This is a genomic window from Rathayibacter sp. VKM Ac-2929 (genome assembly GCF_022815495.1).
Taxonomy (GTDB): domain Bacteria; phylum Actinomycetota; class Actinomycetes; order Actinomycetales; family Microbacteriaceae; genus Rathayibacter; species Rathayibacter festucae.
This window is the reverse complement of sequence record NZ_JALGRV010000009.1, coordinates 14,411-37,132: the sequence shown is the minus strand read 5'-3', so window position 1 is coordinate 37,132 and position 22,722 is coordinate 14,411. Positions and strand designations below refer to the sequence as shown.

Here is a 22,722-nt window from a genome sequence, read left to right as displayed (position 1 = left end):
TCGAGCCGGTCCATCGAGTGCACTCGTTGCGGACGAAACCGATCGTCTCTCGAGCTGCGGACGGTTCACGTCCTTGCCGGAGGCCCTCTGATCCAACGTGCTGACCCGCACGTACCCGACTCGCTGACCCGCCACTTCGCCTCCGCCCCCCATCTGTCCAGCTGAGGTTCAAGAGCCACGGGCGCAAGTGTCAGACAACGCCCAACGCGGCCCTATTCGGACGCGCTTTGGCGGTGACGCCTGACGCCTAGTTGGGGTGTACCTCAGCTAGGCGAGGCTGGCTGGTTCGACGCCGTAGAGCTCCCTAGGTCCGTTGTAGGGTCCGTTCGCTGTTCCTCGGGTGATTGAAGAGTTTGCGGGCGCGGTTGCGGTTCGCTTCTTGCCCCTCGTCAGGGTCCTCGGGTCACTGGGGTCGGGGCGGGAGCTAGCGTGGAAATCTCTGCTCGAACGCCACCAAGGGGGAACCATGGATCACGACGACCAGCATTCAACGACAAGTCTTGGACGCCGCACTATTTTGCGTAGTGCTGCGTGGGTGGCTCCGACCATTGCGGTCGCGGTCGCCGCTCCTCTCGCGGCTGCATCGACCGAGACCGGCACGATCGCTACCGATCAGGACCGTTACGTCGGCGTCCGCAACGGGGATCGAGTCGACTTCCCTGTCGTTCGTGGCACGGTGACAGTGCGGAACGGCGCGATGCCGACGACAGTGCATCTTGAGCACACCGGTACGACCGACCAGGTTGATCTGCGCCGCGACGCCGGCTGGAACGCTGCCATCGATCCCTCGACCGGCCGCTTCGCCTTCGACGGCATCTACAACGCGATCATTGGCGGCGCCGACCCCTACGCGTACGTCTACATTCGGGTGCTCGACAACAACGACGTCGACTTTGGGCAGGCGATCGCGGTCCTCGCCGGCTAACCAGTAACCACCGGCAGCACCTCTGTGGTGCTGCGACTCGAAGTGCCCCTGCCTGCCAGCTCTCGTGAGCAGCGCGCAGGGGCCTTCTGCTTTTCAGGGCGTCGCGGCCTTGCCTCACGGCATGCGATCGCGCAGGTGTGGCATCCCGCGCTCCGCGCACTTCGGTGTGGTGCGGCCGTGACAGAGCTTTCGGTGTCGCGTGGAGGTCGAACAGACCGGCCATCGTTTGTGCCGGCGAGTATGAGCGACGGCGAGGTTGTTCCTGCAGCGTGAGGCGGCTGAGGGCGCGCCGTTCGGGTCGGCGCACCCCCGCCGGCGGGCTTGGCGCTCTCGCGGCACAAACCAAGGATCGACGGTCCAGGTCCCCGGGCGATCCATGCGGAATCATACACATCGGTGACTGAGCGATTAGCCAATCACCAGTCAATGAAGGAGGGCGATGGGGACATTGCGTGATGGGTGGTTGTTCACCTCTGGTATCTCTGGTGGGCCGGGGTCCGGAGGGTCGGTCGGCGGAGGGGGAGCGGTGGGGGCGTACGACGAGGCGGAGGATCTTCCTTCATCGCCGCGACCTCATCGTGGTGTCACCGTGGTGTTGCTCGTTCTGCTGACGTCGGTGCTGGTCGGCGTCGTCGCTGTCTTCCTGTTTGCGGTCGGGTCGTTAGGTGACTCGGCTCCGGGGGCGGTGCCGCCGGCGGGGAGTGGTCAGGAGCTGGTGTACGAGCTCGTGCCGGTGTTGGACGATGATCCGGCGATCGCGAAGCTTCTTCCCGCGAACACCGAGTCGGACAGTGCTGGCTTGCGCAATGCCTGCGGGGCGCTCGCGGACCGCGATGCCGCGGTTACGATCATCGACGGCGCGACACCTGCCACGTTCCGGGTCGCTCTGGACGTGGCGGCCGACGCGTCGGAGCAACAGACCTGTTGGATCGGTTTCCGCTGGGTCAAGGACGAAGGCTGGCGCGCTTCCGCGATCCACCATTGATGACGACTGAGCGTGGACGATCGTCAGCGTCACGGCTTGCAGAGTGACCATTCCTGCGAGGGCAGCTCCCGCAGCTCCTCGTTCACCCAGACGCGCCAGCACGTGTCGGTGCGGTCCTCGAAGGCGCCGCTGATGGTCTCGTGTGACCAGCCGTCGCGCGATTGGATCCAGCGGACGAACCAGACCATATGGCCGGTCGACGGCTGAGTGTTGCGCGACATGTGCTCATCATCCTGGACGCCTGCTCGCGCAGTGTGTACTGGTCAGTAGTGGAGTTGCGTGCTCCAGCCGTCTTGACCGCGACCGGTCCACTGGGTGTAGTACAGGCCGCGCTTGTTCAAGAACGGCCCCACATAGTCCAGGCCCGCCGGCTGGTCTGAGCTGGCGCGAACGAAGAAGTTCTCGGCGCCGAAAAGCGGAAGCCCGGTCTCGGCCAACGTGGTGCCGGTCTCGTCAAGGATCGTGAGGCGCCACTGGTCTCCGACGTACTCGACCGTCGCCGTCTCGGCGGAGCTGAAGTCGATCATGCGCGGAGCATAACCACCGCTCGTTACGCCTGGTGTCGTTTCGCTCGGGTGTGGCTTCTTCCTCTGGGAAGCGGCTCGACGCGGCATCCCCCGACGCGGGGCCGGGCCCGCTACTCCCGGCTCGGGGGCCGAGCCGCATCCGAGCCGGGAGCACTGGGGCCGGAGTGAACGGCACTCCGTACATGCCCGACCATAGGTGCCGACTGTGCCCACGGGAGGAGGGTTGACGGCCCTGAGCAGCAGCCGGCGAATGGTGCTCTCGGCCGCGCTGTGTGACGCGGCCGAGAGCAGAGCGACACCGACGACCCCGCGTCGGTCTGCCGCGTGCGGCGTCGAGGTCCCCACTTCTCAACCGCACCGCCACTTTAGACACGAAGTGCCGAGACGGTGAGTGTCAGGGGAGTGGGTCGAGCAACTCCTGTCAGCGCCGGTCGGCATCCTGACGGCTGGCCGCGCTTCGCTTGCGCAGCTCGCTGACGACCGACTTTGAGGCTGCCAGAAGGGCGCGCTCGTCTTGCGCGTCGGCATCGACTGGGACGACGACGAACGCGCTGTTGGCGTTCACCGTCATCCGTACTTCCATGACCTGCCCGTCCACGCGCAGCGCGGGAATAGCGATCGACTCGGAGTGTCCGCCAGCGGCGATCGAAGCGACGAAGGCGAGGAGGGCTGTGCACACGTCGTCGGTCGTGGTGAACGTCGCGGAAGCATGAGCCATCTGTTGCATTCACCGATTTTCGCAGCCCGCTCTCATCGCCGGTGAACGGCGTTCGAAGCGCGACGAGACCGAGAGGTCGAACCGCCCATGCGTCCCGTCGGGCGGTTCCTGACTGCCTTTAGTCGTGCCTGCGATCTGATCGACAGACAACAGGCCGCCAGCGGAATGCCAACGGTCTGCCCCCGCCAAGCGGGGTTCGGGCTGGCCTTGCTGACACTAGCCCTCCCGTCTGTCGTCATCACCTACGCGATGTAGCGCTCCGGTGAGCGTCCGGCAGGAGTCGGCTGATCGGAACGCTTCCCGAGGGGGAGCATTCTCTGAGGCCATCCATCCGATAAGCGGCGCGATGCCGGAGGCGGGTGGCCGTCAGGAGTGCCCCGCAGGGGCATCCCGGAGGGACGCGGAGCGCTCTTGACGGTCGGCCGGCGCAGGCAAGGGTGAAGCGTCGGATGGACGGCCGGACCGCAGCCTGCGCGCACGTCGCGGGAAGGGAGAAGCCCCCGCGGGCATGACTGCTCGAGCGGGGGCTTCCTACGCGACGAGGGCGGTCGTCGTGCGCGATCAACCTACTCGTTCGGCCACGACGCCAGCGCGTCGTGCGGGACGATCGTCGGCACTCCGTCGACGGTCTGGACCGTCGTGCCGGGCTCTCCGAGTCCGGCGGCGTGTGCGATCGCTGCGAGCACCAGTCGGGCACGTTCGAGGTCGAGGCCGGCCACGTCTTCCCGGAGGTCGACGGGGACGCCTTGTCCGAGCGAGGAGGCGATCCGCGCGACGCGCTGTTCGCCTCCGCTGAGCGCTCCGATTTCGTAGCCGAGGCGGTCGAAGTCGACTGCGCTCGTCTGCCAGGCGTTGTCGGTCTTCACCCACGGTGCGCCCACGTACACAAGGTCCGATCGGATCAGCAGTTCGACGGCGGCCGTGAGTGGGTTGGACCCCTCCGCCCAGGCGCGGACCTGACCGTGGAGCGCGCCGGAGTCGTGGTCGGTCATGCAGCGTTTTCGATCGACGCGGAGCTGTCGCTCTCGGTCGACTCGGCGGTAGCTCCCTCCGCCGAGGTCGTGCGTCGAGAGCGGGTGACGCGAGCGCGAGTCTGCTCGGGTCGCGGCACTCCTGCTGCGCGGAGTTCCTTCTCCGACCAGCCGGCGGCGAGGGCGTCCGCCCACGCCTTGCTGTGCCGGTTCTGCGCGTCGCTGAGTGCGGCGCGTGCGGTGTCGGTGTCGTTGGCTGCGGAGACGATCGTGCGGACAGCCTCGACACGCTTCTCGACGCTCTGTTCGAGCAGTCGGCGGGCAGCGTCGGCGGCGTCGTCAGGGTTCCTCGTGTGGTCGCTCATGCGGAAAGGCTAGCCGCCGCCACCGTCATCCGGAAAGCACGGAATCGACGTCCTCGGTTCGGCTTCGCCAGCCGAGGCGCTCGGGCGTCCTTCGGACTCCGAGTTGCACCTGCGCTGCGCTCTGGGTGAAGCGCAGTTTCGAGAGCAAGCTATAGATTTACCCGTGGTAAACCGCTTCCGCCCCTTCCGCTGCGCGGCCGGGTCGGCGCATACTGGTCGTATGGTCCCCGCCTGGGGGCGGGTTCGCTGCGCTGGGCCGGAAGGACGGTGAGGGTCGTGTCGGAGTCATCCCGCGAGGGCCGGCTGTTCGGTCGGCGCCGCCGCGCGAACGTCCCGGGCGTGGGTGCGCGATCGAAGCGGTACGAGGTGTCCGTGACCCCGGAGGAGGACGCGCATCTGCGTGCCCGTGCCGAGGTGCTGGAAGTGACGGTGCCGCGGTTGCTGTTCGAGTCCGCGATGAACGCTCAGGTGCGCACGGACACGGAGTGGCGGCTGGTGGTCGCTGAATTGTTCCGGGCGTCGAAGCTGTTGCAGAAGACGTCCGACAACATGAACCAGCTCGCGCGGTTCGCGAACACCACGGGTCAGTTCCCGGAGGAGGCCCTGGACGCTGCGGCGGAGTACCGGCGTGTGCGGCAGCGGCTCGAGGCGACCGTGGAGCGGTTGGCGGGGCTGTGAGAACGAACATCACGCGGGGCACGCGGATGGGCGGGCTCATGTCGTACCTGGTGGGTCCGGGGAAGACGAACGAGCACACGGAGCAGCATCTGGTTGCGGGGGATCGCGCGATCATGGCGCTGTACGGGCACGAGGTGTTGGACGGGGCGGCCGCTGCGGCGATCGCGAAGGACCTGGATCTTCCGCGCCGAGTGTTCGGCGTCGACGTGACCCGGAATCAGGTGCGCACGGACGAGAACGGTGAAGCGGTCCGGGACGCGAATGGCGGGGTCGTGAAGGATCGCGTGGCCGCGGACGTGTGGCATTGCTCGCTGTCGTTGTCGGCGGAGGAAGGCCAGCTCACCGATGAGCAGTGGGGCCGCATCACGACGGATTTCGTGCAGCGCATGGGGTTCGCCGGCGAGGACACCGGCAAGGCGGATTGCCGGTGGGTCGCGGTGCGTCACGGCCTGTCGAAGAACGGCAACGACCACGTGCACATCGCCGTGTCGCTGGTGCGCGAGGACGGCACGAAGGCATCCGTCCACAAAGACTTTGAGCGGTCGCGGACGATCAGCCGTGAGCTGGAACGCGACTACGGGTTGCAGGTCTACCAGGCGCCGGAGCGCGAGTACGCGGAGCGCGGCGTGCGCCCGGGTGCGCGGGAGTCTGCGGAGCGTCGCGGACAGGATGAGCCCGACATGCACCGGCTGGAGCGTGCGGTGCGTGCGGCGTCGTCCGCGTCGCAGGATGAGGGCGAGTTCGTGCGCCGGCTACGTCAGAACGGCGTGCTGGTGCGGCCGCGTTTCGCGACCGGCCGCGATGATGTGATCGCCGGTTACTCGGTCGCTCTGCGGCCCACGAAGGGCGAGAAAGCGATCTGGCATGGCGGGGGCCGGCTGGCACGCGATCTGACGCTACCGGAGCTGCGGAAGGGCTGGCCCGACCGGCCGGAGTCCGCTGCCGCTGCGGCGTCGGAGTGGCGCGCGACAGCGAAGAATCCGTGGCGCTACGAGCCGGTGCAGCCGGGACGCGAGATGACTCAGCCGTCGCCGAAGCTGTGGGGGCAGTACGCGCGGGAGTTGGGTGCGCTGCGGCAGCAGATGCGCACCGTTCCCTTCTCGGATCGGGACATGTGGGCGCGGGTCGCGCGGGAGACATCGGGTGCGTTCGCGGCATGGTCGCGGCGGGTCGAGCCGACACCGGGACCGTTGGCGGAGGCGTCGCGTGCGTTGGCGCGCTCGGCGCATCTGCGCGCACACCAGAGCGCACCACGGCCGGTGTCGTGGCCGTCCGCCGCGGGCAACGCGATGGTGCTCTTGCACGTCGCACAGACCGGGAAGCCGACCGTCGCGCTCGCGCTGGTGATGCGGGAGCTCGAGAAGCTCAGCCGGGCCGTGCACGACATGCACAAGGCAGCCGGTGACGCCCGCCGCGCGCAGGACATACGGGTGATGATGCAGCAGCGGTTGCAGAGCGTGTCGCGTCAGATGCCCGACGTTCCCGACGCCACCACCACGGCCACGCCGGCGGCGGCGGCGAGGTCGACGCTGACGGCGGAGCAGCAGCAGGTCCTTGCTCGGATGGACGCGGAACGCGGCTGGACGCAGGGGTCGCCGGTACGCCCACCGTTGCAGAAGCGGGAGCCGGATTGGGTGCGGGATGCTCCCGCACCACGCCGCGATCGCGACGATGGACGCGGACGTTGATAGGTCACGACAGAGAGCACGAGGGGATCGGATATGAGCGAGCACGAGGCTGACGGTGGGGTCGAGGAATCGATGTCCATGGCGATGCGGACGGCGTTGACCGTCGCGATGCAGATGGCGGAGAAGTTCTCCCGCCTGCGCGAGGAAATGGCGCGCGACGCGGAACGCCGCGACTCGGCCGCCGCGCGCGAACTCGCGGCACGATTCGAGGCCGAGCGCGGCGCGGCGATCGCGCAGCTCGCCGTGGTCGATCGTCCCGACTGGTGGGAGAACGCGAGCCCCGCCAACATCGCGGACGTCGCGGAGACCGCGCAGACGTGGCGCGGGTTCGATGAGCGCGCCGAAGCGGCGAGCGAGATCATCGGCCGGGAGGTGAAGGACCGGTACGGCGTCGACGTGAATGCTCTGGCGGATCAGGAACGCGCTCGCGCCGCGCAGGAGCGCACGGAGGCGACACTGCTGGTCGCGGAAGCGGACCGCCTGGACAACCGGGCGCAGGCCGTACCTGCGCAGGGGCAGACGCCCACCGACGTCGTGGCGCAGTTGGAAGCGCAGGCCGCAGCCTACGACGCGGCCGCGCAGCGCGGCGGCGAGGACGGCAAGAGCCCGGACGAGTTGCGGGAACTGGCAGCCGACGCCCGCGCGCAGGCGCAGCTCCACCAGGACGCTCCGTCGAGCGACGGAGCGCAGCAGCCCGCTCCCGAAGCGACCGCCGCGCGCGCGGACGCCAGCAACAGCTACGACAGCGCCGAGCGCCGTCAGGCGTTCGCGGCCACTCTGGAGAGCAACGGGGTCAGTCCCGAGGACGTCAAAGCGCGCCTGCGCGCCGACATCGACCAGGCCCGCCCCGCCCGCGACGTGCTCACCACCCCCGGGAAGAGCGCGCGAGTGGCGTCCCCGTCGACCCCCAACGTCAGCCGGCAGCGCCAACGCGGCGACCGCGGACGCTGACACGTGGCGCCTAGCTGATCGATTTGTGTCAGCCAGGACCGCTAAGGATGCTGAGAAGCATCGGCGGCCGTCCTTGTATAGATCTCCCAAATAGGCCACTCCTTCAAATCACCCAGCTGCTCGTCAGTGAGCTGGTCGACCAATTCGGCCAGTTCTTCCTTATCGCCCAGAAGTGCCGCGCATGCGAAGTCCATTTCCACACCTTTGTCGGACGAATCGGAGACAAGTCTTCGTCGTAATGCCCGTATGTCTTTGCGGTGCTCAGGGGTCAGCGCTTCACGCCTGCTAATGGCCTGCCAGTAGTTGATTTGGTAAACCGCGTCCCCGGGATCTTGCTCGATCAGCCAAGCGCTCAGCGCTTCGGCTGTGGAGAGTAGCTCATCGCGCCTCTTCTCCTCGGCGTCCGACGCTTCGAGTAGCCAAAGTACGGAGCGATTCGCTAAGGAGAGGTTGAGGTCTGACCCGGAGTTCGTTTCATAAGCCGCCACGATGTTGCGCAACTTTAGGTTAAGCGCAGTCGCAAAGTCACCGGGCCGGATCGCGTCGTAGGCGGTGATCATGGACATCTTGCCGCTCTCCGCGACTCTCCACGCAAATTGGCGCGGCTCTGTTGGTGAGAAGGGGTCAACAAACCGCCAAAATCCGAGCTTGTCTGCCTTAAGTGCAAGAAGCAGGATTGTTCGGTCACCGATCGGCAGCTCTACTAGTCCAAGATCATCGTCTTCGAGCTCTTGATCCTCTCCATCGATCAAGGAACGACGCACACGCAGGAGTTTAGCTATCTCCGCGGTAGATATTTTATCTACATCCACGTGCGTCTTGTCCACGTCGAGGAAATCGCAAAGTTCGGCCAGCTCAGTCAAGCCGCTAAGATGAGCCCGCAACTGCGCGTCGTAGTCAAGATCATCCGCAGAAAATGGAATCAGGCTATCACCAATGTAAAGCGATCTATTGTCAATAATGCTTGCAAAGAAGTTCAGCGAACGCAATCGTGTGTAAAGGTCGCTTTCGGGCTCGAGATTCACCGAGGCGGCCAAATTAGTGCCCGTCGTACGAATAAGAATTTCGAGGCCGGGTGAAAGCCGCAAACGAACCTGATCCTCGCTCACGCGCTGAACAGTAGCCGAATCGAAAGTCTCTGCACCGCCCCGAACGTCCACCCCCAACGGGCGTTCGGTGTACTCCGGCGGAAAAAACTGGATAATACCGCTCATCGGGACGGAAAGGCCATTGCTAGTCGTCAGCGTTAAAAGCAAATCCTGAGTTGCAGGGGAAAGGGTCACCGGCTTAGAGAAATCAATCTTCTGAAGACTACGAATGGTGATACTTTGCATGTTCTCCAGGAGAATTGCGTCGAACCCGGCTTCAGTGTCTTGCCTTTGTGATTCTGCGGCGAACACGATTATTTCTTGAACTTTCTGCACATTAGCAGGGAAGGCTTTAAGGGCAATAGGAATTGCCTGCTGACTTTCAGGGTGGTCGTCCAACAGCCCTTGAATTTTGAATGGAGTAAGAATTGAATAATAGACTCGACCCTTGCCGGTCTTTGCATTTATAGGCACGAAAAAGTAGAGCACGCCTCTAGTGCGCCGGTACGCAAGTAAAGCTGATCGATCGACTGAAAACTTCGGCGTCGAGTTCTTATTGGTCGTCTTTTTGCGGCCCTTGACCTGCACGAAAACGCGGTCCTGCCATGTTCTGTTGCTCTGCTCGGCACTGGTATACACGTCGATATGGCCGTCTGTGAACGGCGTCTTGTCGCCCACGGTGATCTCCGAGTGAAGCCTTTGGCACCGCCCAACGACCGCGTTGACCTCGTTGACCGCCAGCAGTTCGACATCCATAGCTCATAGTGTCGTACAAAGCGAAGCGGTCATCGCGCAGCAGGCGCGGATGTTGGAGGGCGCGCCAGATGACGCCCCGGTCGAGGAATCAAAGTGTGTGGGTCGGCGGGGCGTGTGAATCCGCGCGGAGTGCACGAACTGCGCATACCGGCGCGCAAACGACAACCGGCTCCTGAGTGGTGGTTGATTGAGGCTGATCGCATCTGCGCCGATCAGAGCGCGGATCGCTGCAACCTGACATAATTATGGTTATCGGAGCGGTGTCGCTACAGCAGGGGGGCCTGCTCGATGTGCCACCAGTTGCGCATCGCTCGCTTCGGTCTCGAGCCGTCTGGCGGCTACGGTGGCGCCTAGACCGTCTGAGATCAGCTGGTCGGTACTGAGGGCCGCGACTAGGCCCTCAGTAGGCAAGCTCGAAGGGCAGCATTTGTTACCGCTCTACTTTTGCTTAGTCCTTCGCGCCACGGCCGCATCGCTCTGGCGATCTGAGTTATTACCTCACCACATTCTTCTTGGAAACTACTTCGTTTGGTCGTATCAGACGGCCGCCGTCAGTGATCTTCGGAGCGTCAAGGTCCACACTCGCGCTATCGCTGATTGTCGCGCCTGTGAGGTCTATGCGCCCGCTGGCGCCTATCGCCGCACCCTCAAGGTTTACGCGCCCGTCGTCGGTGATCGACGCGCCTGTAAAGTCGACATTTGCGCCGCTGCTGATCGCCGCCTCGGAGAGGTCAACGTAGCCGTCGTCGCTGATAATGACCTTCGTCAGAATTACTTCTCCGTCGTCTGTGATCGACGCGCCCAGAAGGTCTACGCTCCCTCCGTTGCTGATCGCCGTGCCCCGAAAGTTCACGCTTCCGTGCCGCGCAATAAACGCACGACGAAAAACCACATTTCCGGAATCAGCAATTTTTGTCCTTGCGAGGTTTACGTGCGCTCGGCTGATCCGTGCGTCACTGAGGTCTACCCTCCCGTCCCCCGTAATCACCGTAGCTCGAAGATCTACCATTGCGTCTTCAGTGATCACGGCGCCGGTCAGGTATACGCGCCCGCCGTTCATGATCTGCGCGGCCCCGAGGTCTACCTTCCCGCCGCGGCCGATCCTCGCGCCTCGCAGGTCGATAACTCCACCGTTGCCGATGTTCGTCCCGAGGAGTTCGACAGGGAAGTCAATGTGCGCACCGGCCAGGTTCATTGAACGGTCATGCCAGCTGGGCGAAACTCCTTGCTGGAGGTGGTTGCGGATGACGTAATATCCAGCTTGTTTGACCGAAACTTCTTGTGGAGTTGTACGCTGGGCGTCGTAATGGTCTTCCGGTTCCAGGCCGTGAGCTTCTTCCGCGTCGAGAGGTAGAAGCATGTCTTTGGAGCGAGGAGCGCGGAGGTAGCCCGTGAGTACCTCGATGCACACCTGCACTTCATCGGGCTTGCCGATTGCATGCCAGTCGTCTGCCAGGGAGCCGAGTGCGTAAAGCGCTGCCTGCCGGTTGACGGGGGCGGGCTCGCTGAGAAGCTGCACCGTCGTGACGAATCGCTGCCGTAGGGCTCTTTCGGTCTCAGTAGCACGCTGTTCGTTGACTTCTGCGAGCCGCGCCCGCTCACGACGTTGATCATCCGAGAGGCGTTGAAGATCGCGTGCTGCTGCGTGAAGTTCTTGACGATGACGGGAGAGACTGAGCCCAACCGTGACGACAGCGATGACGCCACCGAGTGCGAGGAGAACAAGGTTACCCGCGGCCCCAAGGAGCTTTCCCTGTTCTTCTGGGTTGAGTCCCGGGACCCAGTTGTTCAGTAATTCCGCGGGTGCGTAGAGGACGATGGGGACCGCCACGACGACGTAGGCCACGACGCCGATCGCGACGCGCCGACCATAGCCAACACGTCTCCACCAGGGCGGCACTTTCGCCAGTGCCGTTGCGTTCGGAGTCTGGGCGTCGTCCTGCTCTGGCGTCACAGCTCGATTATGCGGCTTCGCGCCACCGGCGAGCGGGTTGGCGTGGCGCAGAATCTGCGTTGTTGTAGGCGGGACGCGGACTCCCCGGGGGTTTTCGAACAGGAAAATTGACCAGATCCTTGCGCAGGTCAAGATCTTGGAACGCTGGCCCGGTAACGAGCGAGCCCCGAGGACGTCGAGACGCGCCTGCGCGCCGACATCGACCAGGCCCGCGTTGCCCGAGACGTGCTCACCACCCCCTGGGAAGAGCGCGCGCGCGGCTTCGCCGTCGACCCCCAACGTCAGTCGGCAGCGTCAACGCGGCGACCGCAGATGCTGCACGCTCTCTGAAGCGCCCTTTCATGTGCGCGTCAGACGAGCGCGTCGTCCTGCTTGTCGGGTGCGAAGTAGCCCTCCGGTGGCGGGCTGTACGGCAGCGGAGCGCCGGGCTTGGTGGTCTCCTCCGATCCGGCGAAGGGACCATCGGCGGAGAGCAGCACGCTCATCTGCCGATCGCAGTGGGTCAACCACCAGTCGCTCATCGCGGCCGGGTCCTGGCGTGCTTTCTCCCACGCCCGCCAGAGCGCCTCGATGCGACTGAGAGCTTCCTCGCTCTTCCACCACGCGGCGCGCCAGCGGAAGGTTCCGCGGCCGGGGACGGTGATCGCGCGTCGGTACTTGAACCGCAACTGCTTCCGCACGAACTCATCGCACGAGCCGTAGAACAACTCCGGCTCCTCCTCGCCCAGCTCGGCGGCCGCGTCGGCCGCGTCGCCGGAGAACGCGGCCTCGACGGCCTGCTCGGTGCGCTCGCGCAGCTGCTCCAACCGTTCCGGAGTCAGGGCCGCCTCCAGCGCTTCTTTCGCGATCTGGCTGACGTACTTCTGCACCACGGAGCGGGCGGCGGCGTGCACGAGCGCTTCCACGTCGGTGCCCTCCATCGCCGCGGTCACCGCGGCGGACATCGACGCGCCCACCCCCGCGCCCGCAGGGGTGGGATCGAGCCCGTCCGGGTCCGCGTCGAAGTCGTACGTCTCGCTCACGGCTGTGTTGGTCCGTCGCCCGGACGCGCCTGCCCGCTCGAGCCGGCGCCCGGCTCGGCCGTGCGGGGCTGGTGGGCGGCGTTGGAGGCGTTGATCGCGTCGACGGTCACTTTGTCGCCCTCGAACCAGGGCACGGTGCGCAGCATCGCCGGCCGGTTGCCGGAGGAGAACATCACCGCGCGGCCGCGGGGGAACGCTTCGAGCTCGTCGCGGCCGAGGATCCGTTCGCGACGCAGCGACGACGACGTGGAGCGCACACCCTTGTTCAGGGTGACGGACGTCGTTTCGCGGTCGCGGTCCCCGATCATCTTCGACATCTCCTCCACGAACTCCTCCGACAGGCCTCCCGCGTACAGCTTCACGTTCGACGCGGACCAGAGCTTGCGCATCCCGTCCTGCCCGAACACGGCCACGCCCTGGCTGTAGGACTGGAACACGGACATGATCGGGATCCCCCGCGACCCGAAGTGCGAGTAGAGGTCGGGGAGGTCGGTCCAGCGGCACACGTTCGCCGCCTCATCCAGCAGCCCCAGCAGCGGCGTCGCCAGCCGGCCTCCGCGAGAGTTGGAGGCCAGCTCCTCCGCTGCTTCGATGGTCGCCGCGGTCAGCGCGGTCACCAACGGTCCCGCGTTGCCGGCGCCCTCCTTGGAGAGGCTGTAGAGGGTGCCGCGGCCGCGAACGAAGGCGTGCGGGTCGAATTGCGGCCGCGGGGCGACCGGGGACGGGTCGGGGTTCACCCACCGCTCGATCGCGGTGTTGTTCAGACACGCGACCATCCGCTCAGCGGAGGAGTAGATGCCGTCGCGCTGCTTCTCCGTCGCCTGCTGTACGGAGCTGACACTGTCCGCCAGACGCCGGTAGCCGGCCTTCTCCAGGTGCGTGACCGGCTCGACGCGGGACACGTTCGTCAGCCACTCGTACACGTCCGTGATCGGACGCTTCCCGACCGCGGCCGCGAGCAGGAACGCGGCCAAGAGGTTCTGCCCCTTCCCGTCGAAGTACGCATCGGTTTTCGCTCCCGGCGCGGTGGTCCCGGACGCGAAGTGCTGAGCCATCTTCGCGGCCTTGGTGTCATCGGTGACGTAGGAGAGCGGGTTCCACCACCAGGTGGGCTCCTCCAACGCGACGCGCTGCGGGTCGAACACCCACACCGGCCCCACGGCCGCGCGCGGGTCGCGAGTCGCGTCCACTACATCGCGCTTGTTCGAGGTCGTGACGACCGCGCCCGGCGCGGCCATCACCGCGGGGATGATGAACGACGTCGACTTCCCCGACCGCGGCCCCGCCAACAGGATCATCATGTCCTCGAACGACGAGTACAGCTTCTTGCCGCCCAGCAGCAGCCGTCCGACCAGCACACCCGGGTTGCCGGAGACTCCGAGGCGCGCGGACTTCTTCAGCGCGTTCTTGTGCAGCATCGGCGCCAGATCGCGCTCCGTGCCCATGAACCGTGCCGCGTGATCCGCTCTCGAACGATTCTTCCGACCCGCCGTACGCACCACCAGCACGAAGACCACCAGCACCAGCAGCACCCCACCGACCCCGGTCATGATCCACGTGCCCGTCACCGGCCACGCCAGCTTCCCGCGGAACGTATCCACGACCACGGCCACGAAGTTCGACGGATCCTTGTCCATCTCCGGATTGATGCCGTCGACCTGCGAGCCGTACCGGATCGCGATGTAGAAACCGATCAGAACCACCAGGACGGAGCCGGCCGCGATCGCGAGCCCCATCCCTCCGCCAGATTTCCCCGGCTCTCGCATCCGGTTGTTCGCTGTACTCATGGGGACATCCCTTCGGCCGGTGCTGTGCTGGTGGAAGTGGTGTGGGCGGGGATCGCGTGCTGCACCTGCGCGGTGAACGCGAGGGTGGCGGCCGTGGCCACGAGGACCGCGACCGCCAGGAGCCCGGCGACCGCGCCGATCTGGCCGAGCGGCCCGCGTAGCAGCGCGGCCCGGGTGCGGGCGGCGATCACGATGTCGCCCGATCGAGTAGCGGAGCGGATCCCGGCAGGAACCGGCGCGGCTCGCACCGCTCGTAGATCGGCCCGTCGTAGCGGGCCGTCGTGTCGTCGCTGGCCGCCTGTCGGCTCGTGCCCCAGGTGAGGAGGGCCTGGCCGTTGTCGGCGTACTCGACGGGCAGATCCGTCAGGTGGTCGGTGTGCGGGAGTGTCGTGGTCATCGAGCAGCCCCAGAGGTAGCCGTCGTAGACGACGGTCGATGTGCAGCTCATCGCCGGGCCGCCAGCACCGCCGCCGCGCTGAGCGCCGTAGTCGCCGCGCCAGCGAGGCTGAGCATCCCGGCCGCGTAGCGTCCTGATGCCTGGCGTCGGAACCACAGTTCGACGCTCAGCGCCGTGGGGACGGCGACCAGAGGGCCGGCCACGCCGATGAGAGCGAAGGTGGCGATCGTGGCGGCGCTCATGCGATCACCCGGTCCCACTGGTCCCAGGCGACGATGGCTGCCATGAGGCCGATTCCCGTCCAGCAGGCGGGGAGCAGGAATCGATCGCGCTCCGCTGCCCGCTTCCGGCGGGCGGCGATGGAGCTGACGATCGCAGCACCGGCCGAGCCGGCGGCGACGCAGCTCGCGCCGAGGGCGACGAGGGCGGTCACGGCAGAATCTCCACCATGACCGGATCGGTCGCCAGGGGCTCGTTCGCGCGGCCTGCGCGGCTCGTGGTGTGCCAGAGCTTGTTGGTGTCGTTGACGTCCTTCTCCGCCGCGGTCAGGTGGACGCGGACGGGGATGCCGGGGCGGCCACCGACCTTGATCAGGAACAGGCCGCGGCCGGGTGGGTCCGCTTCCTTGCCGGAGACGCCGTCCCAGGCGGGCGGGTCCTGCCAGCTCGTGAGCATTTCCTGCTCCTTCGAGGACAGCGGCACCGCGGAGGTCAGTAGCGGCATCTCTGCGCCGGGGAGGCCGCCGCAGATGACCATGCCGGAGCGTTCCACGAAGCCGCGGGCCTTCATCCGGTCCTCTTCGCTGGAGAGCGCGAGGAGGTCGGACATGGTGTGGCTGATCATCGCCAGGCCGACACCGCGGGCACGGTTGAGGCGGGTGAGCGCGTCGACGCGATCGACCATGCCCTTTCCCGCGCGCAGCGCCCGCCACAGCTCGTCCAGGATCACGAAGTAGTGCCGGCGGGGCTCGATTCCCGCGTCGGCCAGCGCGGCGGCGACGTTGACCGTCCCGAATCCTGCGGACCAGCACGCGAGGAGGATCGCCGCCTGGAGGTCGCCTTCGGAGTCATCGATGGAGGACACGTCGTAGACGACGGGGCGGTCCCGACGCATGGGGGTGGTCGTCTGGCGGGAGAAGATCTCGCCCAGCCGGCCACCGGAGGTGAGGCCGATGAGCGACGCTTCGAGGTTCTCGGTGATTTCCTTGTACCGCTTGAGGTCGTTGCGGTCGAGAGCGACCTGTCGAATCTCGTCCGGCGCGGCCTGGATGACGGCGAGCAGGTCCGCGAGGACGGGGATGCCCTCGTGGTGCTCGTCCAGGTACTTGAGCGCCCGGTCGATGATCGTCTCCTCCCGGTCCGTGGGCGGCTGGGAGCGGAGGATTGTCAGCAGCGCTGCGATCATCGTGTGCCGGCGGCCGTGAGCGTCCGCGAGGACCTGAGCGGCGAGGCGCTGCGCCTTCACCGCACGCAGGTGCAGCTCCTTAGAGTCGCCGCCGCGGGCGTCGAGCTCCGCGGCGTGCTCGAGCGCCTGGTCGGCGTCGTCGCGCAGGCGCTTCGCCGCGCTGGTCGCCTCGCCGGGGTCGAGGATGTTGAGGTAGCCGCGGTCGCGGCCAAGGGTGATGACCTGTCCCTCCATCGCGCGGATCAGATCCACGTAGTCGGGCTTCAGATCCCCGAGGACCAGCGGGATGGTGCCGTACCCGGCGAGCCCGGTCGCCATGCGACGGGTCAGCGAGGACTTCCCGAGACCCGGCTTGCCGAGGACGAACATCGACGGGTTGGAGATGAGCTGCGCCCGCTGGAACCAGCTGATCGGGTCGCACAACACGGAGGCCCCGGTCGTGAGGTTCTTCCCCAACGGCACGCCGATCATGGGCGTGCCCGTTCCGACCGAGAACGGGTACAGGCCGCACACCTGCACGGTCGTCGCGCGGAACTCATCGGCGGGCTGGATCGAGACGGCCTGTCCGCCGCCGCGGCCGAGCCATCCCGTCGACGTCGGCCGCATCGGCCGCTTCGGCGCCGATTCCTTCTCGGTCTTCTGCCTGCCGCCCTGGTGCGGGATCGCCCGCTTCTTCCGCGACCGCTTGGACGGCTTCTCGCGGGCGAGCGGCGAGGCCGCGGCGCGGGCCGCGGCACTCTCCTCCTGCGCCTTCCGGGTCCGGCGAGACACGCCCCGGCTGTCCGCCGTTGCTGACGCGGCAGCGTCCGCCGACGGGGAGCCGACCGCGCCTGTGGGACCGGCCGAGTCGAGCGCTTCGACGTCGCCGGCCTCCTCGCTCTGGTTGCCGTCGACGGCTCCGGTGGGCAGCTCGTCGCCGTCGACGGCAGCGATCGCGTCGACGGGCTGGGTGTCGCGGTGGCGGGAGAAGAACTTGGTGGTGCTGCTCACTGGGGGCCTCCAAGAAGGGTCGGAACGACGACAAAGAAGGGTGAGGGCTGAGGGTTAAGCCGGGACGGCACCGGACGTGTGTCCAGTGCCGTCCTGGTGGTGGCGGTATGCGTCACAGGATTTCCCGCATTTCGTTGGGGATGCGCAGGTGCCGGGGCAGGACCAGCCCCAGCGGGAGGGCGGCGGCGAAGGCGGAGTCCTGCGAGCCGAACGCCGGCCGCATCCGCAGGCGGGCGGCCGAGGTGAGGGAGTCGATCGCGGCGCGCGCTTCGGGCTCCTGGCCACGCTGCAGCGTGGTCGCGGTGACGATCAGGCCGAAGTTCATCAGCCCGGCGCCGGAGGCTTCCTCCGCGGCCGTGGCTTGCGCCGAGCGGGTCGAGAGCGTCGAGCGGGCCGTGGGCTTGGTGGACGCGGAGGAGTTGAACTGGGCCGCGTTCAGGTCCGCCTCCACGAGCGCTGCGGCGCGGGCGGGGTCGATGGGCCGGTAGAGCAACGTGACGCGCTTGCGGGCGATATCGCGGTGCGGTGCGAGCAGGCGGGCGAGGATGTTCGACTGGACGACGCCGCGCGGGGGCGCGGTCATCGTCCACGACGTCGACACGGCCCCGTCGTGCCGGTAGGAGTCCCAGTGCGCTTCGGCGCCCGCGGGGCCGACGTCGGTCCAGGACAGGTCCGCCGTCTCGCCCTCCGCGCGCGCCTGATCGATCAAGAGCGCCGCGTCCGGGTCGTACGCGGTGCGGATGACCTCGCACAGCTCCTGCGCGCTCAGGGGCCGCGCTGCGCCCGCACCCGTCGCCGCGAGAGAAGACGTCAGGCCGGGGATGCGGGCGGAGAGGTCCGCGGCGACCTCCTTGGCATTGCGGCGCTTCCCGTTGATCCGCGCGGTCGCCGTGAACGTGAGCGCGATGTAGGCGTGGATCGTGGCCGATCCGACCGGGTAGGTCTCCACGACCTCCTGGAGCATCGCTCGCGCGAACAGCGGGGCGTCCGGGTCCATCGACCCTTCGACCTCACCGCGCAGGCGCGTGCCCGTGTCGGGAGCCGTCTCGACGGTGACGGAGGCCGCCTCGATGCCGGGCTCGTCTCCGAGGTTGGCGAGCCAGATGCCGTACTCCGCGACCTGGTTGTTGATCTGCTCCTGATCCACCAGCGCGGCGCCGTCCGGCTCCGTCGCCAGCACGACGGTGAAGTGCTTCGTCATCGGAGTGCTGATCAGAGCGAACCGGCGACCGTGGGAGTCCTCGTGCTCGGTGAGCTGCGAGGGCGCGGCCAGGCCTGGGAGCTGGAAGGTGCCCCACTTCGCGCGGCCGATCGGACCGGAGCGGTAGACGTTCGCTCCCTTGCTCTTGGTACGCCACCAGTTCACGCGGACCACCATCCTTCCCAGGGCGCTCTGCCCGTGCTTGTCCTTGACCGAGACGGTCAGGAGGATGCCGCCGAAGATGGCGGCGACGATGAGTGCGGGACCTAGGCCGGAGAACATAGACGCGATGATCGAGGCGACGATGCCCACGAACATCACGAGGGTGGCGAGCTGCCCCAGCCCGCCAAGACCGGCGGTCTGCGGCTTTCGCCAGTTGCCGTAGGTGCGAGCCTTGGTCGGCTCGGTTGCTGTACTCGACATGGGTTAGCTCCCGCTCTCGTTGCTGCCGGTCGCCTCTTCGGTGCCGGCCTTCACGGCCTGCGCGGCGTGCTTCGCGCCCTCCGCGGCCTTCGTTGCGACGGCGATCCCGGCGCCGATCGGGCCAGCCGCGGCCGCGGCGCCGCTCGCGGCTGCCCCTGCACCGGCGCCGCTCGACGCGGCAGCTCCCGCGCCGCTGGTCGCCGCGCTTCCGGCACCGGCACCTGCGCCGCTGCCGGCCGTCGCCGCCGACCCGGACGGGTCCGCGGCCGACGTCGACGCCGGAGAGCCCGGCGTCGACGTGCTGCCGGACGGTCCGTCCGTGGATGAGCTGTTGCCGCCTCCACCGCCGCCGTTCCCGCCACCGCCGCCTCCGTTGTTGCTGGCGCGGATCGCGCCCGTCGCGACGTCACCTGCGGCCGAGAGAGCCGCGGCGCCCAGCAACAGGCCCGCCGCTCCTCCCCCGCCGACCGAGGAGACGGCCGGGACGAGGAAGCGCATCAACGCGGGCAGGGCCACGAGCGCGATGAGCATCAGCGCGAGGCCTGTGACGATCTGGAAGAGCCCGGTGCCGTCCGACTTGAACAGGTCGGTGCCGGTCATGCGGAACGCGATCGCGTACACGATCGCGGCCGCCGGCTTGTAGAGGATGAAGGCGAGGGTCCAGGCCATCGCTTTCTTGAACCACTGCCGCCCGATCTCGGTGTTCGTGAACGACGCGGCGAGAGGGAAGATGCCGGCCAGGACGACGAGCATCGCGCCGCGGAACACCATCAGCGCGATCTGCACATAGGTCATGAACACCGCGAGCATCCCCAGCAGGAACAGACCGATCAGGCCGATCCCGGAGGTCGCGGTGAGGCTGATCATCGCGAAGACGTTGGTGCCGAAGCAGTTGCTCTCGCCCTGCTGCGACACGTCGCAGTCGGTCGAGTTGTTCAGGATCCAGATCGAGAACGCATCGCCCGCTTGGGTCGCCAGACGGATGACGACCAGCCCTGCGCCGGCCACCGCGATCAGAGTCAGCACGGAGCCGGCGAGCTCGCGCAGAGGCATCGCGCGCTGCGTCCACACCATCCGCGCGGCGGCGACGAGGATCGCGAGGATCGCGAGTCCGCCGGTGTACCACTGCAACTGCCCCTGCACCCAACCGACCACCGACGAGGACTCGTTCAGGTGCATCGCCAGGGGAAGGAACCCCGTCACCAGCGCCGACGCCGAGGACAGCAGCAGTACGGCCAGGAGGATGACGCCGATGCGGCCCATGTGAGCTTCGCCATCCCCGTACCGACGACGGCTCGCCATCATCACGCCAGCAACGATCAGAGACATGACGGCCAGGCCCGCGGAGACCCACGTCACGTAGCCGAGGATCGTCTCGAACGCCTCCGGAAGCGGCGGGGTCCCGCCACCGTTCACGCCGCCGCCCTGGTCCACGACCGTGACCGGGGAGGGCACGTTCATCCAGACGGTGCCAAGAGAGGCGATGGCCTTGCCGTAGCCCTCCAGAATGTTGTTGACGAACTGCTGCAAGGCGTCGTTCGACGCCTGCGACACGACGTCGCCGACCGCGACACCGGTCCAGCACGCGACCTCCCACGGCATGCAGGGGTCGGCCGGTGCGTCGGGCGTCATTCGGTGCCTGCCCAGGGGATGTAGCCACCCAGATTCTGCAGAGTGACGGGCCGGAAGGGCGGGAGGCCGTCATCGGTGAGGACGGACTTCCAGTCGCCATCCGACCACTGCACGGGAGCGGCGAAGCTGACCATCTGGCCGGTCGTCGCGCGGAACGCGACATCGATCGCCGCGTCGGTCGCTGAGTAGGAGTTCACTCGGAAGCCGACCATCTGCACTCCGGTGCCGGTGTTGCTCGGTCGCGCATCCGAGGCGAGCGCGGCGTCCCTACCAGGGCCAGGAACGGTGAGCCGGTCGAAGACCGGAGTCGCGAGGCGTCCGTCCGACCCCATCGCCCACAGGTTGGCGACCGCGAACAGCGCACCCTCCGGGGTGTGTGCGTAGCAGCGGCGGAGACCGTCATCGTCAATGACACCCGGGCCGGCAGCCTCCGAGCTCGGAGCGGCCATTGTGCCGACGAACGTCCATTCCGTCGTCGGCGCAGCGGTCAGTGTTCCGGACTCCTCGTAGCCGGGGAGTCCGCACACGCTCTCGGCGTCGGCCGAGACGGTGGAGATTGGGGTGGGGGTGCCGGGGGCGGCGGTCGTGGCGCCGCCTCCCCCGGTCCCGAGGGACGTCACGCCGAGCACGATGGCCGAGAGGGCGAGTGCTCCGACGATGGCGGCTCCGACGATGAAGCCCTTCCTGGTGAACGGGTTACGCGGTTCGGAGTCGTTCATGACGTCCCTTGCCTTCCTGTTGGTGATGTCGGTTTCCCGGGGACGCTAGCTGCCCATCAAGAAGCCGACGATCGTGAAGGCGGCGGACACGATGATCACGCCGACGAGCAGGCGTCCGAGCCAGCCGCCGATCTCTCCGCCTTCGCCGCGGCGGGCCGAGACGGTCATGGTGACGCCGAGGATGATCAGGCCGACGACGGCGACGCCGAGGCCGACCCACTTGGCCCAGCCCATGACGGTGGTGAAGGCCTCGAATCCGGGGGGCATGCCGCCGGGACCCGGGTCCGGGACGACCGCGCCGAGCGCGCCCGCGGTGGTGAGGATGTCGGTCGTTGCTGCGAGCAGTGCAGACATGGTGTGCTCCGTTTTCTGTGTTGGGTGGTGCGGGGTGATCGGCGTCGCGGTCGCGACGTCGAAAGGGTCCGGTTATCCGGTGGTGAGGGGGCCGTCGGCGTAGGCGACGTCGAAGTGCAGGTGGTTCGGGGTGTCACCGAACTGGGTGATGTGCTGGTACGTGGTCGAGCGGCACTGGATCTGGCCTGCACGCGAGCCCTGCGGCACCTGCGGGTCCAGGACGTCGAGGAGCTGGAGGGCGTTGGGGTCGCAGCCGGTCGTGGCGGTGCCGGCGAAGCTGTAGAAGTCCACGGCGTTGCCGCCGCCGTTCATCCAGTGCGAGGAACCCGTGCCGGCGCCCAGGAGCGAGCCCGTGCACTGGCGGTTGAGGTCGGAGACGCCGATCTTCCCGAACGTGTTCAGGGCGATCGTGATGATCTGGAGAATGCGGACATCGATCGCGCAGTTCTCCTTGGGGGTGCCCGCAGCCATGTCGCGGATCTGCTGCGCGTACCGGTCCTCGAGAAGGGTCAGGTTGCCGGCGTCCATCGCCGCGACGAGGTTCGCTGCGAGAGCCTGCGCATCGCCGGACACGGCGACGCATCCACCCACCGGCGCCGCCGTCGTCGGCGCGGTCGTGCTGCTGCCGAGGCTGTTGAGGTAGGTCATGATCGCCACGGCGTCGGCGCGGTACTTCGTGTAGTGGTTCGGGTCGGCGTTGCGCTGGACCTTGTTGATCGCGATGGAGGGTTCCATCGCCTGCCAGCCCTCGACGGCCAGGAGGCGGTCGTAGAAGAAGCCCGCCGAGGTTGTCGGGTCCATGCGCTGCTCGACGGTGCCCCAGCTCGACTGCTGCTGGAACAGGCCGATCGAGTTAGCGACCGACCCATCCGGGTTGATCGCGCCGTCGCCGTAGCTGATGTTCACCAGCGAGGACTCCCCAATCGCCGTCTGCACGCCGAGCGTCTGACCATCGGCGCCGAGGCCCTTCGCGGCGCCAGCGTTGACGATCAGTGCTGCATTGACGAGCTGGTCGTGACCGTAGGCGCCGACCTTCGCGTCCGCGGGGATCGCAGACACGTTCACCGGTCCGCCGCCGGGCAGGCATGCTGCGGCCGCGTCCTCTGCTGCGCCAAAGAACAGCAGCCAGAGCAGCAGTGCGATCGCGAGAAGCGGTGCCAGGACCGCCGCGAGAACCCCCATTCCCC

General features: G+C 67.2%; 24 protein-coding genes and 1 pseudogene. 5 read left to right on the top strand and 20 right to left on the bottom strand.

Annotated features, from left to right (window positions below):
- Positions 1 to 48: 48 nt before the first annotated feature.
- Positions 49 to 135, bottom strand: a pseudogene (locus MT355_RS21775) (recombinase family protein); the annotation flags it as partial.
- Positions 136 to 466: 331 nt separating this feature from the next.
- Here MT355_RS21775 and MT355_RS20535 point away from each other — a divergent pair.
- Together MT355_RS20535 and MT355_RS20530 are read left to right on the top strand one after the other, a co-directional pair.
- The gene (locus MT355_RS20535; protein WP_243600967.1) at positions 467 to 925 is read left to right on the top strand and encodes a hypothetical protein; all 459 of its coding nucleotides are present in this window, start codon (positions 467 to 469) and stop codon (positions 923 to 925) included.
- Positions 926 to 1,451: 526 nt separating this feature from the next.
- Positions 1,452 to 1,910, top strand: a complete 459-nt coding sequence (locus MT355_RS20530; RefSeq protein ID WP_243600966.1) for a hypothetical protein — start codon at positions 1,452 to 1,454, stop codon at positions 1,908 to 1,910.
- Between the two features lie 29 nt (positions 1,911 to 1,939).
- Here the strand turns inward: MT355_RS20530 and MT355_RS20525 are convergent, their stop codons facing one another.
- The 5 genes from MT355_RS20525 to MT355_RS20505 all read right to left on the bottom strand — a co-directional run bounded on the left by MT355_RS20525 (position 1,940) and on the right by MT355_RS20505 (position 4,491).
- Positions 1,940 to 2,131: a hypothetical protein gene (locus tag MT355_RS20525; RefSeq protein ID WP_243600965.1), complete on the bottom strand. Its 192-nt coding sequence runs from the start codon at positions 2,129 to 2,131 to the stop codon at positions 1,940 to 1,942.
- 42 nt (positions 2,132 to 2,173) lie between these two features.
- A complete protein-coding gene (locus tag MT355_RS20520) occupies positions 2,174 to 2,437 on the bottom strand; it encodes a hypothetical protein (protein ID WP_243600964.1) in 264 nt (87 codons plus the stop codon).
- Positions 2,438 to 2,858: 421 nt separating this feature from the next.
- Entirely contained in the window at positions 2,859 to 3,164 is a 306-nt protein-coding gene (locus MT355_RS20515) for a hypothetical protein (protein WP_243600963.1), read from the bottom strand.
- 557 nt (positions 3,165 to 3,721) lie between these two features.
- Positions 3,722 to 4,147 carry a hypothetical protein gene (locus MT355_RS20510; protein WP_243600962.1) on the bottom strand — a complete coding sequence of 142 codons (426 nt, stop codon included), beginning with the start codon at positions 4,145 to 4,147 and terminating at the stop codon, positions 3,722 to 3,724.
- A complete protein-coding gene (locus MT355_RS20505; protein ID WP_243600961.1) occupies positions 4,144 to 4,491 on the bottom strand; it encodes a hypothetical protein in 348 nt (115 codons plus the stop codon). Before MT355_RS20505 ends, MT355_RS20510 begins: the two co-directional genes overlap by 4 nt.
- Positions 4,492 to 4,758: 267 nt before the next feature.
- Between MT355_RS20505 and MT355_RS20500 the strand changes: the two genes are divergently transcribed.
- From MT355_RS20500 to MT355_RS20490, 3 genes are read left to right on the top strand one after another with little or no spacing between them, the layout of a single operon-like run.
- Positions 4,759 to 5,169: a plasmid mobilization relaxosome protein MobC gene (locus tag MT355_RS20500; protein ID WP_374204669.1), complete on the top strand. Its 411-nt coding sequence runs from the start codon at positions 4,759 to 4,761 to the stop codon at positions 5,167 to 5,169.
- A complete protein-coding gene (locus MT355_RS20495; RefSeq protein WP_243600959.1) occupies positions 5,166 to 6,857 on the top strand; it encodes a relaxase/mobilization nuclease domain-containing protein in 1,692 nt (563 codons plus the stop codon). Before MT355_RS20500 ends, MT355_RS20495 begins: the two co-directional genes overlap by 4 nt.
- A gap of 33 nt (positions 6,858 to 6,890) precedes the next feature.
- Positions 6,891 to 7,808, top strand: a complete 918-nt coding sequence (locus MT355_RS20490; RefSeq protein WP_243600958.1) for a hypothetical protein — start codon at positions 6,891 to 6,893, stop codon at positions 7,806 to 7,808.
- A 41-nt stretch (positions 7,809 to 7,849) separates the two neighbouring features.
- On the opposite strand, the gene MT355_RS20485 is transcribed toward MT355_RS20490, so the two are convergent.
- The 14 genes from MT355_RS20485 to MT355_RS20420 form a co-directional block, all read right to left on the bottom strand.
- Positions 7,850 to 9,652, bottom strand: a complete 1,803-nt coding sequence (locus MT355_RS20485; RefSeq protein WP_243600957.1) for a hypothetical protein — start codon at positions 9,650 to 9,652, stop codon at positions 7,850 to 7,852.
- A 493-nt stretch (positions 9,653 to 10,145) separates the two neighbouring features.
- Complete coding sequence (locus MT355_RS20480) at positions 10,146 to 11,606, bottom strand: hypothetical protein (RefSeq protein ID WP_243600956.1); 1,461 nt, start codon at positions 11,604 to 11,606, stop codon at positions 10,146 to 10,148.
- A 350-nt stretch (positions 11,607 to 11,956) separates the two neighbouring features.
- A complete protein-coding gene (locus MT355_RS20475) occupies positions 11,957 to 12,628 on the bottom strand; it encodes a DUF4913 domain-containing protein (protein WP_243600955.1) in 672 nt (223 codons plus the stop codon).
- Positions 12,625 to 14,364: a type IV secretory system conjugative DNA transfer family protein gene (locus MT355_RS20470; protein WP_243600954.1), complete on the bottom strand. Its 1,740-nt coding sequence runs from the start codon at positions 14,362 to 14,364 to the stop codon at positions 12,625 to 12,627. The genes MT355_RS20475 and MT355_RS20470 overlap by 4 nt, the downstream gene beginning before the upstream one ends.
- A gap of 47 nt (positions 14,365 to 14,411) precedes the next feature.
- Positions 14,412 to 14,606 (bottom strand): hypothetical protein, encoded by a 195-nt coding sequence (locus tag MT355_RS20465; RefSeq protein ID WP_243600953.1) that lies wholly within the window; start codon positions 14,604 to 14,606, stop codon positions 14,412 to 14,414.
- On the bottom strand, positions 14,603 to 14,863 hold the full coding sequence (locus MT355_RS20460) for a hypothetical protein (protein ID WP_243600952.1): 261 nt from the start codon (positions 14,861 to 14,863) through the stop codon (positions 14,603 to 14,605). The genes MT355_RS20465 and MT355_RS20460 overlap by 4 nt, the downstream gene beginning before the upstream one ends.
- Positions 14,860 to 15,054, bottom strand: a complete 195-nt coding sequence (locus MT355_RS20455) for a hypothetical protein (protein WP_243600951.1) — start codon at positions 15,052 to 15,054, stop codon at positions 14,860 to 14,862. Before MT355_RS20455 ends, MT355_RS20460 begins: the two co-directional genes overlap by 4 nt.
- Complete coding sequence (locus tag MT355_RS20450) at positions 15,051 to 15,245, bottom strand: hypothetical protein (RefSeq protein WP_243600950.1); 195 nt, start codon at positions 15,243 to 15,245, stop codon at positions 15,051 to 15,053. Before MT355_RS20450 ends, MT355_RS20455 begins: the two co-directional genes overlap by 4 nt.
- Positions 15,242 to 16,822 (bottom strand): type IV secretory system conjugative DNA transfer family protein, encoded by a 1,581-nt coding sequence (locus tag MT355_RS20445; RefSeq protein WP_243600987.1) that lies wholly within the window; start codon positions 16,820 to 16,822, stop codon positions 15,242 to 15,244. Before MT355_RS20445 ends, MT355_RS20450 begins: the two co-directional genes overlap by 4 nt.
- Before the next feature lie 496 nt (positions 16,823 to 17,318).
- Positions 17,319 to 18,830: an SCO6880 family protein gene (locus MT355_RS20440; RefSeq protein WP_243600949.1), complete on the bottom strand. Its 1,512-nt coding sequence runs from the start codon at positions 18,828 to 18,830 to the stop codon at positions 17,319 to 17,321.
- A 3-nt stretch (positions 18,831 to 18,833) separates the two neighbouring features.
- The gene (locus MT355_RS20435) at positions 18,834 to 20,462 is read right to left on the bottom strand and encodes a hypothetical protein (RefSeq protein ID WP_243600948.1); all 1,629 of its coding nucleotides are present in this window, start codon (positions 20,460 to 20,462) and stop codon (positions 18,834 to 18,836) included.
- Positions 20,459 to 21,181: a hypothetical protein gene (locus MT355_RS20430; protein ID WP_243600947.1), complete on the bottom strand. Its 723-nt coding sequence runs from the start codon at positions 21,179 to 21,181 to the stop codon at positions 20,459 to 20,461. Before MT355_RS20430 ends, MT355_RS20435 begins: the two co-directional genes overlap by 4 nt.
- Before the next feature lie 45 nt (positions 21,182 to 21,226).
- Entirely contained in the window at positions 21,227 to 21,535 is a 309-nt protein-coding gene (locus MT355_RS20425; RefSeq protein WP_243600946.1) for a hypothetical protein, read from the bottom strand.
- Between the two features lie 72 nt (positions 21,536 to 21,607).
- A complete protein-coding gene (locus MT355_RS20420; RefSeq protein WP_243600945.1) occupies positions 21,608 to 22,717 on the bottom strand; it encodes a hypothetical protein in 1,110 nt (369 codons plus the stop codon).
- Positions 22,718 to 22,722: the final 5 nt, after the last annotated feature.